This is a genomic window from Pseudomonas sp. AM8, assembly GCF_036346475.1.
GTDB lineage: Bacteria > Pseudomonadota > Gammaproteobacteria > Pseudomonadales > Pseudomonadaceae > Aquipseudomonas > Aquipseudomonas marginalis.
On record NZ_JAOTNX010000013.1, the window covers coordinates 56829 to 72981 of the forward strand.

The following is a 16153-nucleotide window of genomic DNA, read 5'->3' on the forward strand; positions in this document are numbered from 1 at the left end:
CCTTTAACTCCCGTCAGGCCGCAAAATCAGCACCCCCAACGGCGGCAGGTTCAACGACAGTGACACCGGTTGCCCATGGCGTGGCTCATCCTCGGTGAACACGCCACCGCCATTGCCGTAATTGGAACCCGCGTAGGTATCGGCGTCACTGTTGATCACCTCGCTCCAACGCCCACCGAACGGTACGCCCACCTTGTAGGCCTCACGGGGCACCGGGGTGAAATTGGCCACCACCAGCACCGGCTTGCCGTCCTTGCTCCAGCGTAGCCAGGCGTAGACGCTGTTGATCGCGTCGTCGCCGATCAGCCACTGGAACCCCTGAGGCGCATCATCCTGCTCGTGCAGGGCCGGCTCTTCGCGATACAGGCGGTTCAAGTCACCCACCAGCTTTTGCACGCCTTTGTGCTCGGCGTACTGCAGCAAGTACCAGTCCAGTTGCTGGTCGTGGTTCCACTCGCGCCACTGGCCGAATTCGCAGCCCATGAACAGCAGCTTCTTGCCCGGATGCATCCACATGAACGCCAGGTAGGCGCGCAGGTTGGCAAACTTCTGCCAACGGTCGCCCGGCATCTTGTCGATCAGCGAGTGCTTGCCGTGCACCACTTCATCGTGGGAAATCGGCAGGATGAAGCGCTCGGACCACGCATACACCAGGCCGAAGCTCAGCTCGTTATGGTGATGGGCGCGATAGACCGGATCCTGCTGGATGTAATGCAAAGAATCGTGCATCCAGCCCATGTTCCACTTGTAGTTGAAGCCCAGGCCGCCCTGTTGGGTGGGCTGGCTGACGCCGGGCCAGGCGGTGGACTCTTCGGCGATCACCAGGGCGCCGGGCGCTTCCAGTGCCACCACGTCGTTCAAGTGGCGCAGGAAGTCGATGGCTTCCAGGTTCTCGCGCCCGCCATGGCGGTTGGGCACCCATTCGCCGGCCTTGCGCGAATAGTCGCGGTACAACATTGACGCCACAGCGTCCACGCGCAGCCCGTCAATGTGGAAATGTTTGAGCCAATGCAGTGCCGAGGCCAGCATGAAGCCGTGGACCTCAGTGCGGCCCAGGTTGTAGATCAGCGTGTCCCAGTCCTGATGGAAGCCTTCCAGCGGGTTGGCGTATTCATACAACGCAGTGCCGTCGAATTGCGCCAGGCCGTGGGTGTCGGTGGGGAAATGCGCCGGCACCCAGTCGAGGATCACGCCGATATCGGCCTGATGGAGCGCGTTGATGAAATAGGCGAAGTCCTCCGGCGAGCCAAAACGCGCCGTCGGTGCGAACTGTGAAAGCGCCTGGTAACCCCACGAACCGCCGAACGGGTGTTCCATGATCGGCATCAATTCGACGTGGGTGAAGCCCAGTTGCTGCACATACGGCACCAACCGCTCGGCCAGCTCGCGCCAGGTGTATTGGCGCGCTACTTCGCCGGCCTCGTCCAGCTCGCACTGCCAGGAGCCCACATGCAACTCGTAGATCGACAGCGGCGCCGTGGCCTTCTGTCGCTCGACCCGCGCTTGCATCCACTCATGGTCCTGCCAGTCCACCTGCAACGGCGCGGCGACTTTCGAGGCGGTATCGGGTGGCAACTGGGTCGCCAGCGCCATCGGGTCGGCCTTGAGCGGCAGAATCCCGTGGGCGCCGAGGATTTCGTACTTGTAGGCGGCGCCAGGTTGCAGGCGGGGAATGAAGATCTCCCACACGCCCGACGGATGCCGCAGGCGCATCGGGTGGCGGCGGCCGTCCCAGATATTGAAGTCCCCCACCACCGAGACCCGCCGCGCATTCGGCGCCCACACGGCAAAACGCACGCCGTCTACGCCATCGACGCTGGTCACCTGGGCCCCCAGGCAACTGCTGAGGTCACGGTGGTTGCCTTCGGCGAACAGGTACAGGTCCATCTCCCCCAGCAACAGTTGCTGGAAGCTGTAAGGGTCTTCGGTGATCTGCTCGCCACCGGCCCACTGGATTTTCAGCAAGTACGCCTGGCGGGTGTTGAACTGCCCGACGAACAGGCCCGGCACCTGGGTCGCATCCAGGCTGCCGATCTGTTCACCGCCATCGCGGCTCAGCACCTGGACACTCAAGGCCTCCGGCAGGAACGCGCGGATAAATTGGCCGCCCTGCTCGTCATCGTGTGGCCCGAGAATGGAAAACGGGTCGTGGTGCTCGGCGCGCACCAGCGCTTCGACGTCCTTGGACGCCGGCATGGCTGTCAACTTCGGTTGCAGCGGTTCTTTATTCGTAAAGCTCATGACGTCTCCCCACCGCGTGCAGTGTTCGATTTAGATGTAATCCCGCTCAACAACCCGGGCAAGCCCCGCAGGGGCACCGGCAACCAGGTCGGGCGGTTTTCCGCTTCGTACGCTACCTCATACGCGGCCTTCTCCAGGCTGAACAACGTCAGCGCGGCGTCCTGGCCCTTGGCATCCTGCCAGTCATGCGCCAGTGTAGACGCAGCGGCCTGATAAGCCTGGATAAATGCCTGGCGGGCCTCTTTCAGGTAGCGATCGGTCACGCGCCTGCGCGCCTGGTCCGCTGCGGGCGAGTGATCCACCCCTTGTACGTTCAAGGCCATGGCCGCCGCGTAGTCAAAGGAGCGCAACACGCCGCTCACATCTTTATACGGGCTGTGCTTGCCGCGCCGTTCATGCAGCGGCCGCGCCGGTTCGCCTTCAAAGTCGATCAGGTAGGCATCGCCCTTCACCACCAGCACCTGGCCCAGGTGCAAGTCACCATGAACCCGAATGCGCAGCCCGCCCAAGGTGGCTTTCGCCAGCGCCTGGACATGCGCGCCGATGGCTTTTTTCTGCGCCAGCAATTCACTGACCAGCGCCTGATCGGCAGGGTTCAATTGGCTTTGATGCAGCTTGAGCAATTGCAATGCACGGTCGATCTGAGCCCCAACGTCCTTGGCCCAGGCTTGGGTATCCTTGGCGCTGGTCGGTTCGGGCTTGAAGTCCTTATTGGTCGTGTTGGCACCCAGTACCCCGTGCATTTCCCCCAGGCGCTGGCCGAGCAGCCCGGCGAAGTCCGCCAGCTCGCCCAATGCGTTGTAATGCTGTTCCTGTTCGGAGATGGCCTCGGCCAGTTCATCGCGGATGGCACGTTCCAGATTGTTCTGGGTCCAGCTCCATGCGTCACCCTGGTTGCTCAAGTAGCCCTGGGCGATCATCAGCAGGTTGTCCTCGCCTGCGCCATCATGGCGAATCACCGAACCCATCAGCGGCGAGATATTCGGGTAACCCGCCTGCGTCAGGTACGCGCTCATTTCCAGCTCCGGGTGCACCCCGGCGCTGACTTTGCGGATCAGCTTGAGCACCAGGCTCTCGCCCACCACCACCGAGCTGTTGGACTGCTCGGCAGACAAGTAACGTACCGGCGACTCGTCCGTCAGTTGCAGCGTGTCCAAGTGTGGCGTGGCTTCAAAACGCAGGTCGCCGTCGCTGCCGTTTAACACGGTACCGGCCTGCAGGCCTTGGATCACCGCGCGGATAAAGTGCTCCAGGCTGAAGGCGTCCGTCACCAGGCCGACCTGACGCACCCGCCGTACCCGGGCCAGGGCCAACTGTTGCGGCAAGGCGCTGGTGAACTGGTCTTCGCCAAGAAAACCGAACGGCAGCTGATAACGGCTGACCTGGCCACCGGCGGTCACCTCAAGCTCGCTGAGCAAGACCGGGTGCTGGGGGTCGCCAAAGCGCACACCGTAGGCGATGCGCACGCTGTCGATGGCGGTGTCCTTGCCGGCAAACCAACGGCGCTTGGGCAGCCAGGCGGGCAGCGAGGTCTGTTCGAGGGCGGTGCGACACGGTTCGTCGAGCAGCTCTTCCATGCGCTTTTTCAGCACCAGGGTGGTGAAGTCCGGCATGCTTTGCGCCGGCTCCACGTGCCAGCTGGGCATCTGGTTTTCCGCCGCCAGCACGAACCAATAGAAGCCATACGGCGCCAGGGTCAGCAGGAAATTCAGCTGGCCGATGGGCGGGAACGCATTGCCGCCGAGCATCTCCACCGGGACCATGCCGGCAAAGGCCGACAGGTCCAGCTCGGCCGCCTGGGCGCTGCGCGAGACGTTGGCCACACACAGGATGATTTCGTTGCGCCCGTCTTCGCCGGTGAATTCGCGGGTATACGCCAGGATGCGGCGATTGCTTGGCGAGAGCATTTTCAGGCTGCCGCGCCCAAACGCCTTGGACTGCTTGCGCACCGCCAGCATGCGGCGGGTCCAGTTCAACAGTGAGTGCGGGTCCTGGGCCTGGGTTTCGACGTTGACCGACAGATAGCCGTATTGCGGATCCATGATCGGTGGCAGCACCAGGCTGGCCGGGTCGGCGCGGGAGAAACCGCCGTTGCGGTCAATGGACCATTGCATCGGCGTGCGCACGCCATCGCGGTCGCCGAGGTAGATATTGTCGCCCATGCCGATTTCGTCGCCGTAATACAGGGTCGGCGTGCCGGGCATCGACAGCAGCAGGCTGTTGAGCAACTCCACACGGCGGCGGTCGCGCTCCATCAAGGGCGCCAGGCGCCGGCGAATGCCCAGGTTGATGCGTGCGCGGCGGTCAGCAGCGTAGTAGTTCCACAGGTAGTCGCGCTCTTTATCGGTGACCATTTCCAGGGTCAGTTCATCGTGGTTGCGCAGGAAGATCGCCCATTGGCAGTTGGCGGGGATCTCCGGGGTCTGGCGCAGGATATCGGTGATCGGGAAGCGATCCTCCTGGGCCAGCGCCATGTACATGCGCGGCATCAGCGGGAAGTGGAACGCCATGTGGCATTCATCACCGTCATCGCCCTTGCGGTCGCCGAAATACAGCTGCGTGTCTTCCGGCCACTGGTTGGCTTCGGCGAGCAGCATACGGTCGGGGTAATGGGCGTCGATCTCGGCGCGGATCTGCTTGAGGACGTCGTGGGTTTCCGGCAGGTTTTCGTTGTTGGTGCCATCGCGCTCGATCAGGTAGGGGATGGCGTCCAGGCGCAGGCCGTCGATGCCCATGTCCAGCCAGTAGCGCATCACCGACAGCACGGCTTTCATTACCTGCGGGTTGTCGAAATTGAGGTCCGGCTGGTGGGAATAGAAGCGGTGCCAGAAGTACTGGCCGGCGACCGGGTCCCAGGTCCAGTTGGACTTTTCGGTGTCGAGGAAAATGATGCGGGTGCCGTCGTATTTCTGGTCGTCATCGGACCACACGTAGAAGTCCCGCGCCGCCGAGCCCGGCTTGGCCTTGCGTGCCCTCTGGAACCACGGGTGCTGGTCGGAGGTGTGGTTGATCACCAGTTCAGTGATGACCCGCAACCCGCGCTTGTGGGCTTCGGCGATAAAGCGCCGGGCATCGGCCATGGTTCCGTAGTCGCTGTGCACGCCCCGGTATTCGGCAATGTCATAGCCGTCATCGCGGCGTGGCGAGGGGTAGAACGGCAGCAGCCAGATGGTGTTGACACCCAGGTCGGCGATGTAGTCGAGCTTGGCGATCAGGCCGGGAAAATCACCGATGCCGTCGTTGTTGGAGTCGAAATAGGATTTGACGTGAACCTGGTAGATCACTGCGTCCTTGTACCAGAGTGGGTCTTTGATGAAGGTGGCAGCCTTGGGTTTCTTCGCCATTGGAAACTCCTGAAATACTCGAAAAATCGTGCAGACTGAACCGGGTCAATGTGGGAGGGGGCTTGCCCCCTCCCACATGTTGCTCTTCACCAGGCTCAGGAGGTGCTGATGCGCCAGATCCCGAACGGCATCTGCGGCTCCAGCCGCGTCCACTGGGTCTTGCCATACCAGGTCCAGCGGTGGCCGTTCATCAGGTCTTCACCCTGGGTGTGCGCATCGTCCGGCAGGCCCAATTCCCACAACGGCAACTCGAAGTGGGCCTCCTGGACATTGAACGGATCGAGGTTGACCGCTACGAGGATGAAGTTGCTGCCGTCCTCGCTGCGCTTGCCGAAGTACAGGATATTGTCGTTCCAGGCGTTGTAGAGCTTCAGGCCCAGGTGGGTCTGCAAGGCCGGGTTTTGGCGGCGGATGCGGTTGAGCTGGGCGATCTCGGCGATGATATTGCCGGGTGCGGTGAAGTCCCGAGGGCGAATCTCGTATTTCTCCGAGTCCAGGTATTCCTCTTTGCCCGGCACCGGTGCCGCTTCACACAGCTCAAAACCCGAATACATGCCCCACAGGCCCGAACCCATGGTGGCCAGCGCGGCGCGGATCAAGAAACCTGGACGCCCGGACTCATGCAGGAAGCCTGGGTTGATATCCGGCGTGTTGACGAAGAAGTTCGGCCGGTAGCATTCGCGCCACGGCGACTCGTTCAATTGCGCCAGGTATTCGGCCAGTTCGGCCTTGGTATTGCGCCAGGTGAAGTAGGTATAGCTCTGGGAGTAACCGACCTTGCCCAGGCGTGCCATCATCGCCGGGGTGGTGAACGCCTCGGCGAGGAAGATCACCTCGGGATACTTTGCCCGTACATCGGCGATCAGCCACTGCCAAAAGGGCAGCGGCTTGGTGTGGGGGTTGTCGACGCGAAAGGTCTTCACGCCCTCTTCCACCCAGCCCACCACGATGTCACGCAGCTCGGTCCACAGGCCTGGGATCGCATCCGCGGCATAGAAGTCGACGTTGACGATGTCCTGGTACTTCTTTGGCGGGTTCTCGGCATATTTGATCGTGCCGTCCGGGCGCCAGTTGAACCAGCCTGGGTGTTCTTTGAGCCACGGGTGGTCCTGGGAGCACTGGATGGCGAAATCCAGGGCGATTTCCAGGCCATGCTCGGCGGCGGCCTTGACCAGGCGCCGGAAGTCATCACGGCTGCCCAACTGCGGGTGGATGGCCTCATGGCCGCCCTCCTCGCTGCCGATGGCATAGGGGCTGCCCGGATCATCGGGGCCTGCGGTCAGGGAATTGTTCTTGCCTTTGCGGTGGCTGCGCCCGATCGGGTGGATCGGCGGGAAGTACAGCACGTCGAACCCCATGTCATGGATCATCGACAGGCGCGAGTGCACGTCGTTGAACGTACCGTGGCGGGCCGGATCGTCGGTGATCGAACGGGGAAACAGCTCGTACCAACTGGCAAACTGCGCCGCCTCGCGCTCCACATCAATCGGGTAGACGGTGCTGATGCTCAAGTAAGCGCGGTGGTCGGCCTGGGTCATCAGGTGTGCACTGTCTTCGTGCAAAAACAGCGCGACCTGCTCGGTTTCCAGCAAACCGGAGAGTTCGTGGTGCAACAGCATCAGGCGGTCGCGCAGTTCGTTGTCGCTGCGTTCGGCGGCCTGCAGCACCAGGCTGCGGCCTTCCTGCAATTCCAGGCTGACCGGCACGCCGGCTTCATGCTTCTTGCGCAATTCGTAGCAGAAGCTGGCGAAGGTATCGATCCAGGCTTCGATGCAGTATTCGTGAGGGCCCTGGACGGTGACGGTAAACGCCCCTTCCCAGCCATTGTTGCCCACGTCGTTCATGACCACGCTGTGCCAGCTTTCGTCATGCAGCGGGCGCCAACGGATCAATACGGCCAGCTTGTCGTGGCCATCGGCGAATACCTTGCTGGTGACATTGACCCGCTGGCCCACCACGGCCTTCACGGCAAATTCGCCGCCGTCGATCACGGGTGAAGTGCTTTCGATCGCGATCCTGGGCAGCAACAGCGCCTGGGACAGCGGCAATATGGAGTCTTCTGGAGCCAGTGTTTCAGCAGTCATCGAGCATCTTCCCCTTACGCCCTGTGGACGCTCTTTGCTTGATCCGAATTCCGATACGGCAGCGCTCTCCCTGAGCAGGGCCGCTATAGGTCCGAGCCTGGGCCAAGGTTAAAAGTTCAGCTGGATGTTCCGCCATTGGGCGGGGAATCAATTGGCCCCGGTGGATGTCCACCACTGGAGCAAAGCACAAAGGAGGCCACACCGATGAATATCCCGATCCCGGCAGAAACCCCGGACCCGAATATCGACAACCCGACCTTGCCGCCTACAGAACCGCAACCCATTCCCGAGAAGGAACCGCCTGAAAATGAACCGCCCCCCGTGGAAGAACCGCCGACGACCATGCCACCGGTAATTGTCTGAAAGACTCGATGAGGCTTGAGGTTCGCTCGACAAAAATAGCTGTCCCCCCCGCGAGCGGACCACAAACAAAACAGAAGCTTCCTGCACAACCTGGAAACTACGGCTGAAAGAACGTTACTCCATTGGTTTTTATACTCACCTCGCGTAAACGCTTCGTCCGATATCCAGGGACGTAGCGTTACCACAATTCATCTGATCGCGAGGATACTTATGTCAATCATCTCCCCCCAGCACACTTCGCCTCTTTCTCAACTTCCTCAACCAGACCGCGCCCCACAAGCGTCGTCTTACCCGGCAAGTGCATCCACCCCCCTGGCACCCTCACTGGACGCAACACAGGCGCACAGCAGCCTGAACGACGTTAACGCCTTACTGACCCCCACCAACCTCAATCGGATCATGCGCAACCCCCACTCTAAGGAATCCCGTGAAATTATTGATCTGACCCGTTCGACATTGAGCCCAGCCAATCTCCGCTCAATGTTGCAGGGCCCTAACGCTCAAGCTGACGCACAAGTCCTTGAAACCATCGGGCATAAACTCGGCAAAGACCAACTTGCCCCAAGCCTGAGCTCGGCCAAGAACGCGGTAACAAAGCACCAGATAAATCTATTGGAACTGCAGGCCCTGAATAATTTGACAAGATTAATTGATGCCGATGGAAGCGATGGTGTGCTGAACACCCTCCTCGCAAACGACATCGCCCTGGACAACCTCCAGCAAAAGTTTTCCAACATTGACTCAACAGCCAAATCCTTCTCTGATCTCGGCGGCTTGTTGACGAAGAATAACCTCGACGCCCTACGTTCGCCCTCAGGCATTGGTCACGCCTCCCGGGGACCTGACACCGCCAATCCCAACGCGGGTAATTCGTCCACTCAAGTAGCGAAGATTTCCTTTTAATCAGGGCTCCTTTTCCAATGATTTGACAATCCTGGGCATCACACTGAACACCGCCAATGCCAACAGCGTACTCAACACCGCCGTCGACTCGCGGCCCATTCCCGCCGCCACCCCAATGGCGGCGGTCATCCATAACCCGGCAGCGGTGGTCAGGCCTTTGACGTGCTGGCCCTCTTCGTCTTCCTTGCCCTTGAGGATCGTGCCTGCGCCGAGGAAACCAATCCCCGCGATCACCCCCTGCACCACACGACTCATGGCATCCGCCTGGTTGCCAGACATCTGCGGTACCAGCACAAACAATGCGGCGCCCATTGCCACCAGCATATGGGTGCGCACACCGGCAGCCTTGCCCTTGTGCTCGCGCTCAAACCCGAGGATGCCGCCCAACAGCGCTGCGATCAGCAGGCGAACAGTGATTTGAGTGAGCTGTTTCGCGTCGCCAAGGTCGGCGAATTCGGCCTGCAGGGTTTGCCACACTTCGTGCCACCAGGCGTCCATGGATGCTGTCCTTTATTTATGAATAAAGGATGGACAGCGGCGACCGCCAGTCAGTTGCCTTGAACCCACACACATCGCTGCCCCCTAACCTTCATACCCCATGAAAAAGGAGACCGGCATGCCCCTGCGTATCGAAAACCAACTGTGCTACTTCATGCTCGATGACAATGGCCAGGAACAGAGTGTGCCGGCGACCCGCGTCCATATCGTTACCGACACCGACAAATCCATGTCGTATGTGGAACTGGCGGCCGAGCGGATCTATATCACCGAAGCCGAGGCCGACGCCCTGACGGTGGCAGGTGCCCATGATGGGCGCCAGCATGTAAAGGCTGAAGAACCTGGTTCGCTGATTTAATTGATCTGTATCAGCACGCGCCAGAGCTGGCTGCACCTCAAGCGCCATGGGGTGCAGCACATTGACGCAGGCCCCTGGCCAAAGCCCATCTGATCCGCTTTTTATCGCCATACCTGAGTCTGTTACGCAAACAGACCGGCGCGCATAGTTCATCGGCCTGATGGAGGCTGATGAGCGAACGACCATGAGCGAACGAATCCCAACCGTGGAAACCTTTGAGCCGATACACCCAAAGAAGGTGAAGGCCAAATCCAGCGACAACCTGATCCATACCCGCAGTTTCACCGGCCTGTTCCGCACCTTGCGCGTGGCCGGCGCGGGCTTTCTGTTCCTGGCGTTCTTCGGCACGGTGTGGCTGAACTGGGGTGGGCGGCAAGCCGTGCTGTGGGATTTGGCGGAAAGCAAATTCCATATTTTCGGCGCCACCTTCTGGCCCCAGGATTTCATCCTGTTATCCGCTTTGCTGATCATCTGTGCCTTCGGCCTGTTTGCGATTACGGTGTTCGCCGGCCGCGTGTGGTGTGGCTACACCTGTCCGCAAAGCTCGTTTACCTGGCTGTTCATGTGGTGCGAAAAGGTCACCGAGGGCGAGCGCAACCAGCGTATCAAGCTGCAAGCGGCGCCCTGGAGCCTGAACAAACTCGCGCGACGCTCGGCCAAACACACGTTGTGGCTGGGCATCAGCGTGCTCACCGGGCTGACCTTTGTCGGCTACTTCACGCCGATCCGCCCCATGGCCGCCGAACTGCTGACCTGGCAAATGGGCGGCGTGAGTCTGTTCTGGGTGCTGTTTTTTACCGCCGCCACCTACATCAACGCCGGCTGGCTGCGTGAAGCGGTGTGCATGCACATGTGTCCGTATGCGCGGTTCCAGAGCGTGATGTTCGATAAAGACACCCTGACCATTTCCTACGATAGCGCCCGTGGCGAGCATCGCGGCCCGCGTAAACGCGAGGTCACGCCAGCCGCTGTCGGCCTCGGCGACTGTATTGACTGCCAGCTGTGCGTGCAGGTCTGCCCCACCGGCATCGACATCCGCGACGGCCTGCAAATGGAGTGCATCGGCTGCGCGGCGTGCATCGACGCCTGCGATTCGATCATGGACAAGATGGGCTATGCGCGGGGATTGGTGAGCTACACCTCCGAGCATCAACTGCAAGGCGGCAAGACCCACCTGCTCAGGCCGCGCCTGATCGGCTACAGTGCGGTGCTGCTGGTGATGATTGCGGCGTTGGTGGTGGCATTGGTGGAGCGGCCAATGGTGTCGCTGGACGTGACCAAGGACCGTGGCATGTTCCGCGAGAACGCCCAGGGCCAGATCGAAAACATCTACAGCCTCAAGGTCATCAACAAGACACAGCAGCGCCAGGAATACCGGGTGGAGCTGCTGGATGCAGAGGGTTTCCAACTGCAAGGCAAGACCGAGATCAGCCTGGCACCGGGGGAAATCGTCGATGTGCCGGTTTCGGTGGCATTGCTGGCCGACAAGCCGGCGAGCAGTTCGCAGACAGTGCGCTTCAAGGTTTCGGATGTGGACGAGCCGTGGATCTACAGCGCCGCCGACAGTCGCTTTGTGGCACCGCTCAACCGCTGAGACCTCGCTATCGAAAATGATGCAGATCAAATGTGAGAGGGGCTGCACTCATATTACCTATTTGTTTAAGGCCAACATGAAACGCTACGAAAAATTCGCCGATGACATCGCAGAACTGATCCGCTCCGGCGTGCTCGGCCCCGGCCAGCGTGTGCCGTCGGTACGCTATGCCAGCCAGACCTATGGCGTCAGCCCGTCCACGGTGTTCCAGGCCTACTACCTGTTGGAGCGTCGCGGGCTGATCCGGGCACGGCCGCGCTCCGGCTATTTCGTCAACACCCATGCACCCAGCCCGTTCTCCGAACCGGTGGTGAGCGAGCAGGTGCATGAGTCCACCGAAGTCGATGTCAGCGAACTGGTGTTCTCGGTACTCGATTCGATCAAAGACCCCAACACCGTGCCCTTCGGCTCGGCCTTCCCCAGCCCCATGCTGTTCCCGCTGCCGCGCCTGGCCCGCTCCCTGGCCAGCGCCAGCCGCGAGATGGACCCGCGTCTGGTGGTCACCGACATGTCGCCGGGCAACCCGCAACTGCGTCGGCAGATTGCCCTGCGCTATATGGTCGGCGGCCTGATGCTGCCCATGGAGGAGCTGCTGATCACCAACGGCGCCCTGGAAGCGTTGAACCTGTGCCTGCAAGCGGTCACCGAACCGGGCGACCTGGTGGCCATCGAGGCCCCGGCGTTCTACGCCTGCCTGCAAGTGCTGGAACGCCTGAAGCTCAAGGCGGTGGAAATCCCCGTGCACCCGCGCGACGGCATCGACCTCAACGCCCTGGCGCAAACCCTGGAGCGCTACCCGATCAAGGCCTGCTGGACCATGACCAGTTTCCAGAATCCCATGGGCGCCACATTGCCGGAAGCAAAGAAGCAGGCGCTGGTGGAACTGCTGCGTAGCCACCAAGTGCCGTTGATCGAGGACGACGTGTACGCCGAGCTGTACTACGGGCAGCAGGCACCCAAGCCGGCCAAGGCCTTCGACAACGAAGGCCTGGTGATGCACTGCGGCTCCTTCGCCAAGAGTCTGGCGCCGGGCTATCGCGTCGGCTGGGTGGCGGCCGGGCGCTATGCGCAGAAGGTCGAGCGCTTGAAGCTGATGACCTCGCTGTGCCCTTCGATGCCGGCGCAAGCGGCGATTGCCGACTACCTGCAACACGGCGGCTATGACCGCCACTTACGTAAACTGCGCTATGCCCTGGAAGAACAGCAAAGCGCCATGCTGGCGGCTATCGCCCGCTACTTCCCGGCGCAGACACGGGTGAGCCAGCCGGCCGGCGGGTATTTCCTGTGGCTGGAATTGCCGGAGCAGACCGATTCGTTGAAGTTGTTCCAGATGGCGCTGGCGCAAGGCATCAGCATTGCGCCGGGGCCGATCTTTTCTGCGACCCAGCGCTTTCGCAACTGTATTCGCCTGAACTACGGCAGCCCGTGGACCGAGGTCTCGGAGAAGGCGATGGAGACGTTGGGGCGGATTGTGCGGTCGTTTTGAGGGATGGCGTTGCGCTTTCTGACGCCATCGGGGGCAAGCCCCCGATGGCCATGGGTATCTACACAACTTCCAGTGAATACGGAATCTATGGCAATTAGGCTTCTGTGGTGAGCGGGCTTGCCCCGCGCTGGGTTGCGAAGCGGCCCCAATAAGGTCAACGCAGAGTGCCAGAATCAATCGAGGTGAAGGTTTTGGGGCTGCTTCGCAGCCCAGCGCGGGGCAAGCCCGCTCACCACAGAGTTATGTGTCAGCCTTTAAGAGTTGTGTAGATACCTATGCCCCGATGGCGCCGGTGCAGGCACTGCATCACTAGCGACCGCCACCCAAATCCAGAAAAGTCCCCGTGGCATACGAAGCCTTGTCCGACAGCAGCCAGATAATCGCTTCCGCCACTTCATCCGGCCGCCCGCCACGGGCCATGGGAATACCGGACTCGAGCTTGCTGACCCGGTCCGGGTCGCCGCTCAGGGCGTGGAAGTCGGTGAAGATGTAGCCGGGGCGCACCGCGTTGACGCGGATGCCCTCGCCCGCCACTTCTTTCGACAGGCCGAGGGTGAAGGTGTCGAGTGCGCCCTTGGATGCGGCGTAGTCGACGTACTCACCCGGCGAACCCAGGCGTGCAGCCACCGATGACACATTGACGATACTGCCGCCCTGCCCGCCATGCTTGGGCGACATCCGCAGCACCGCGTGCTTGGCACACAGGATCGGACCGAGCACATTGGTCTTGAGAATGTTCAGGATGCGGAACTCGGACATCTCATCCACCCGCGACTTGTGCCCCACGGTGCCGGCATTGTTCACCAGCGCGGTGACCCGGCCCAGTTCGGCGTCCACGCGATGGAACAGCGCAATCACTTCATCTTCGATACTGACATCCGCGCGCACCGCAATCGCCTGGGCACCGAGGTCGCGAACCTGCTCGAGCACGCTGTGGGCGGCTTTTTCATCGGAGTGATAGTTGATGCAGATGCGATAGCCCTCGCGGGCAGCCAGCAATGCCGTCTCGGCGCCGATACCACGGCTCCCCCCGGTGATGATGAGGACTTTGTCCATGCGTGCGGTCTCCTGATCCAACCTGGTGTTTAGGGTTGGATCCGATACTAACCGTCACGCACGGCTTTTGTCAGGCGCCGCTGCATCTTCGCCGCGCTGGATATGGGCCATGAAACCGTCCGCCGGCAACGGGTGGCCGAGCAGGTAGCCTTGCAGGGAGTTACACCCCAACCGCGTGAGAAAACTCTGCTGCACATCGGTTTCCACGCCTTCGGCGACGATTCGCAGCCCCAGCGCCTGGCCTAAGGCAACAATGGCAGACACGATGGCGGCGTCGTCGCTGTCATGCTCCAGGTCACGCACAAAACCACGGTCGATCTTCAACTCGTTGGCGGGCAGGCGCTTGAGGTACATCAGGCTGGAGTAGCCCGTGCCGAAATCGTCGATGGACAGGTCCACGCCCATGTCCGACAGCTGCTGCAACACCGTCATGCTCGCATCGGCATCGCTCATCGCCGTGGTCTCGGTGATTTCCAGGGTCAGGCTGTTGGCCGGCAACCGGTGCCGCGCCAGGGCGCCGGCCACGCTGTTGACCAGCCCGGCGTGGCAAAACTGCAACGCCGACAAGTTCACCGCGATGCGCCAGTGCTCATAACCCTGGGCGTACCACAGGCTCATTTGGCGACAGGCTTCATTTAGCACCCATTCGCCGATGGGGATGATCAGGCCGGTTTTTTCCGCCAGTTCGATAAAGGTCGCCGGCAACAACAAGCCTTGTTGCGGATGCTCCCAGCGCACCAGCGCTTCGGCGCCCACCGGGATCCCACTGATCGCATCAAACTTGGGCTGGTAATACAGCCGGAACTGCTCGTGCTCAAGGGCATTGCGCAGGTCTTGCAGCAGCTGCAATTGCTTGCGCGCATTGGTGTTCATCGACACATCAAAGAAGCTGTAGCCGTTCTTGCCCATGCCCTTGGCATGGTACATGGCGGCGTCGGCGTTCATCAGCAGTTCCTGGGGGGTGTTGCCATTGCCCGGGAACATGGCGATGCCGACGCTGGCGGAAATCTTCAGCTCATGCTCGGCCACCTGGAACGCGCGGTTGATCAGCACCACCTGGCGTTCGGCAAGGCCGAGGGCATCGTCGGGCTGGGTCAACTGCACCAGCAATACAAACTCATCGCCGCCGATGCGCGCCAGGGTGTCGTGACTGCGCAGGTCTTCGCGCAGGCGCAGGCCGACTTCGCGCAACAACTGGTCGCCCATGTGATGGCCAAAGGCATCGTTGACCGGCTTGAAGCCATCCAGGTCGATGAACATCAGGGCAAAGCAACCGCCCTGCTCCTTTACCGCCTCGATGGCCTGTTGAATACGATCGGCCAGCAAGGTGCGATTGGGCAGGCCGGTGAGCATATCGTGCAGGGCCAGGTGGGTCAGTTCCTGGTTGGCTTGGGTCAACGAGTCGGCGAGCACCGCAGTACGGGCTTCCAGGCGCGCGTCGAGCAACGACGTCAGCAACGCGATGGCCAGTACCGCCAGGGTCGTCACCAACACCAGGTTATCCAGGCCCTTGCCGCTCAAGCCATCCAGCACGGCGGCGCAGTAACTTTCATCGGCAAAGCGTGCGGCCGCCATGCCGGTGTAATGCATGCCGACGATTGCAAAGCCCATCACCACCGCCGCACCACCACGGGCCAGGCGTACGTAAGGCGTGTTGCGGCGCAGGTTGAACGCAATCAACAGTGCGGCTCCGGACGCCACCACCGCGATCAGCAACGACAGGCCAAATAGCGTGGGGTCATAGTCGATGCCCGGCGTCATGCGCATCGCGGCCATGCCGGTGTAGTGCATGCTGGCAATACCGCTGCCCATGACCAGCGCGCCAAACGCCAGTTGCCAGGCAGGCAAACGCGCTTGGCTGACCAGCCATAATGCAAAGCCGCAGGACAATACCGCGATCAACAACGACAGCGCGGTGATACCGATGTCGAAGCCCAAGGCAAACGGCAGGCGCAACGCCAGCATGCCGATAAAGTGCATGGACCAGACGCCTACCCCCATCGCCATGGCCCCGCCGGCTATCCATAAATACACAGCGCGCCCCTTGGCGGTCGCGATGCGGCCGGTGAGGTCCAGGGCGGTGTAGGAAGCGAGGATCGCGACAAACAGCGAGATCGCGACCAGCGAGGGGGAATAGCTACCGATAAGCATGGGACTTCTCGTGGGCAACGGACCCGAAACGCCCGTACCAAGTGGCAAAGCGGGCGATTGTAGCGAGAATAATTC

The 16153-nt window shown here is 61.4% G+C and carries 11 protein-coding genes; 5 read left to right on the forward strand and 6 right to left on the reverse strand.

Going from position 1 to position 16153, the window contains the following annotated elements; translation table 11 throughout:
- Nucleotides 1-3: 3 nt before the first annotated feature.
- From glgB to V3W40_RS26880, 3 genes are all read right to left on the reverse strand, one after another.
- Entirely contained in the window at nucleotides 4-2241 is a 2238-nt protein-coding gene (gene glgB / locus V3W40_RS26870; RefSeq protein WP_065927837.1) for a 1,4-alpha-glucan branching protein GlgB, read from the reverse strand.
- Nucleotides 2238-5585 carry a maltose alpha-D-glucosyltransferase gene (gene treS, locus V3W40_RS26875; RefSeq protein ID WP_330216001.1) on the reverse strand — a complete coding sequence of 1116 codons (3348 nt, stop codon included), beginning with the start codon at nucleotides 5583-5585 and terminating at the stop codon, nucleotides 2238-2240. The genes glgB and treS overlap by 4 nt, the downstream gene beginning before the upstream one ends.
- A gap of 95 nt (nucleotides 5586-5680) precedes the next feature.
- Nucleotides 5681-7669, reverse strand: coding sequence for an alpha-1,4-glucan--maltose-1-phosphate maltosyltransferase (locus V3W40_RS26880; RefSeq protein ID WP_330216002.1), 1989 nt, complete (start codon nucleotides 7667-7669; stop codon nucleotides 5681-5683).
- A 204-nt stretch (nucleotides 7670-7873) separates the two neighbouring features.
- Between V3W40_RS26880 and V3W40_RS26885 the strand changes: the two genes are divergently transcribed.
- Nucleotides 7874-8032 carry a hypothetical protein gene (locus tag V3W40_RS26885; protein WP_166655319.1) on the forward strand — a complete coding sequence of 53 codons (159 nt, stop codon included), beginning with the start codon at nucleotides 7874-7876 and terminating at the stop codon, nucleotides 8030-8032.
- 210 nt (nucleotides 8033-8242) lie between these two features.
- Nucleotides 8243-8935, forward strand: a complete 693-nt coding sequence (locus tag V3W40_RS26890; protein ID WP_330216003.1) for a hypothetical protein — start codon at nucleotides 8243-8245, stop codon at nucleotides 8933-8935.
- On the opposite strand, the gene V3W40_RS26895 is transcribed toward V3W40_RS26890, so the two are convergent.
- Entirely contained in the window at nucleotides 8936-9433 is a 498-nt protein-coding gene (locus V3W40_RS26895) for an MgtC/SapB family protein (RefSeq protein WP_027606387.1), read from the reverse strand.
- A 118-nt stretch (nucleotides 9434-9551) separates the two neighbouring features.
- Between V3W40_RS26895 and V3W40_RS26900 the strand changes: the two genes are divergently transcribed.
- The 3 genes from V3W40_RS26900 (at nucleotide 9552) to mapR (ending at nucleotide 12871) form a co-directional block, all read left to right on the forward strand.
- Entirely contained in the window at nucleotides 9552-9791 is a 240-nt protein-coding gene (locus tag V3W40_RS26900; RefSeq protein WP_027606388.1) for a DUF3203 family protein, read from the forward strand.
- A gap of 184 nt (nucleotides 9792-9975) precedes the next feature.
- Nucleotides 9976-11385, forward strand: coding sequence for a cytochrome c oxidase accessory protein CcoG (ccoG, locus tag V3W40_RS26905; RefSeq protein WP_330216004.1), 1410 nt, complete (start codon nucleotides 9976-9978; stop codon nucleotides 11383-11385).
- Between the two features lie 76 nt (nucleotides 11386-11461).
- A complete protein-coding gene (gene mapR, locus V3W40_RS26910) occupies nucleotides 11462-12871 on the forward strand; it encodes a GntR family transcriptional regulator MpaR (RefSeq protein ID WP_065927972.1) in 1410 nt (469 codons plus the stop codon).
- A 309-nt stretch (nucleotides 12872-13180) separates the two neighbouring features.
- Here the strand turns inward: mapR and V3W40_RS26915 are convergent, their stop codons facing one another.
- Both V3W40_RS26915 and V3W40_RS26920 read right to left on the reverse strand, forming a co-directional pair.
- On the reverse strand, nucleotides 13181-13927 hold the full coding sequence (locus tag V3W40_RS26915) for an SDR family oxidoreductase (RefSeq protein WP_330216005.1): 747 nt from the start codon (nucleotides 13925-13927) through the stop codon (nucleotides 13181-13183).
- Nucleotides 13928-13981: 54 nt separating this feature from the next.
- Nucleotides 13982-16078, reverse strand: coding sequence for a putative bifunctional diguanylate cyclase/phosphodiesterase (locus V3W40_RS26920; protein ID WP_065948637.1), 2097 nt, complete (start codon nucleotides 16076-16078; stop codon nucleotides 13982-13984).
- Between the last annotated feature and the right edge of the window lie 75 nt (nucleotides 16079-16153).

Coding starts and splice junctions, on each gene's coding strand:
- glgB (WP_065927837.1), bottom strand. CDS start 2,241: ATGAGCTTTACGAATAAAGAACCGCTGCAACCGAAGTTGACAGCCATG.
- treS (WP_330216001.1), bottom strand. CDS start 5,585: ATGGCGAAGAAACCCAAGGCTGCCACCTTCATCAAAGACCCACTCTGG.
- V3W40_RS26880 (WP_330216002.1), bottom strand. CDS start 7,669: ATGACTGCTGAAACACTGGCTCCAGAAGACTCCATATTGCCGCTGTCC.
- V3W40_RS26885 (WP_166655319.1), top strand. CDS start 7,874: ATGAATATCCCGATCCCGGCAGAAACCCCGGACCCGAATATCGACAAC.
- V3W40_RS26890 (WP_330216003.1), top strand. CDS start 8,243: ATGTCAATCATCTCCCCCCAGCACACTTCGCCTCTTTCTCAACTTCCT.
- V3W40_RS26895 (WP_027606387.1), bottom strand. CDS start 9,433: ATGGACGCCTGGTGGCACGAAGTGTGGCAAACCCTGCAGGCCGAATTC.
- V3W40_RS26900 (WP_027606388.1), top strand. CDS start 9,552: ATGCCCCTGCGTATCGAAAACCAACTGTGCTACTTCATGCTCGATGAC.
- ccoG (WP_330216004.1), top strand. CDS start 9,976: ATGAGCGAACGAATCCCAACCGTGGAAACCTTTGAGCCGATACACCCA.
- mapR (WP_065927972.1), top strand. CDS start 11,462: ATGAAACGCTACGAAAAATTCGCCGATGACATCGCAGAACTGATCCGC.
- V3W40_RS26915 (WP_330216005.1), bottom strand. CDS start 13,927: ATGGACAAAGTCCTCATCATCACCGGGGGGAGCCGTGGTATCGGCGCC.
- V3W40_RS26920 (WP_065948637.1), bottom strand. CDS start 16,078: ATGCTTATCGGTAGCTATTCCCCCTCGCTGGTCGCGATCTCGCTGTTT.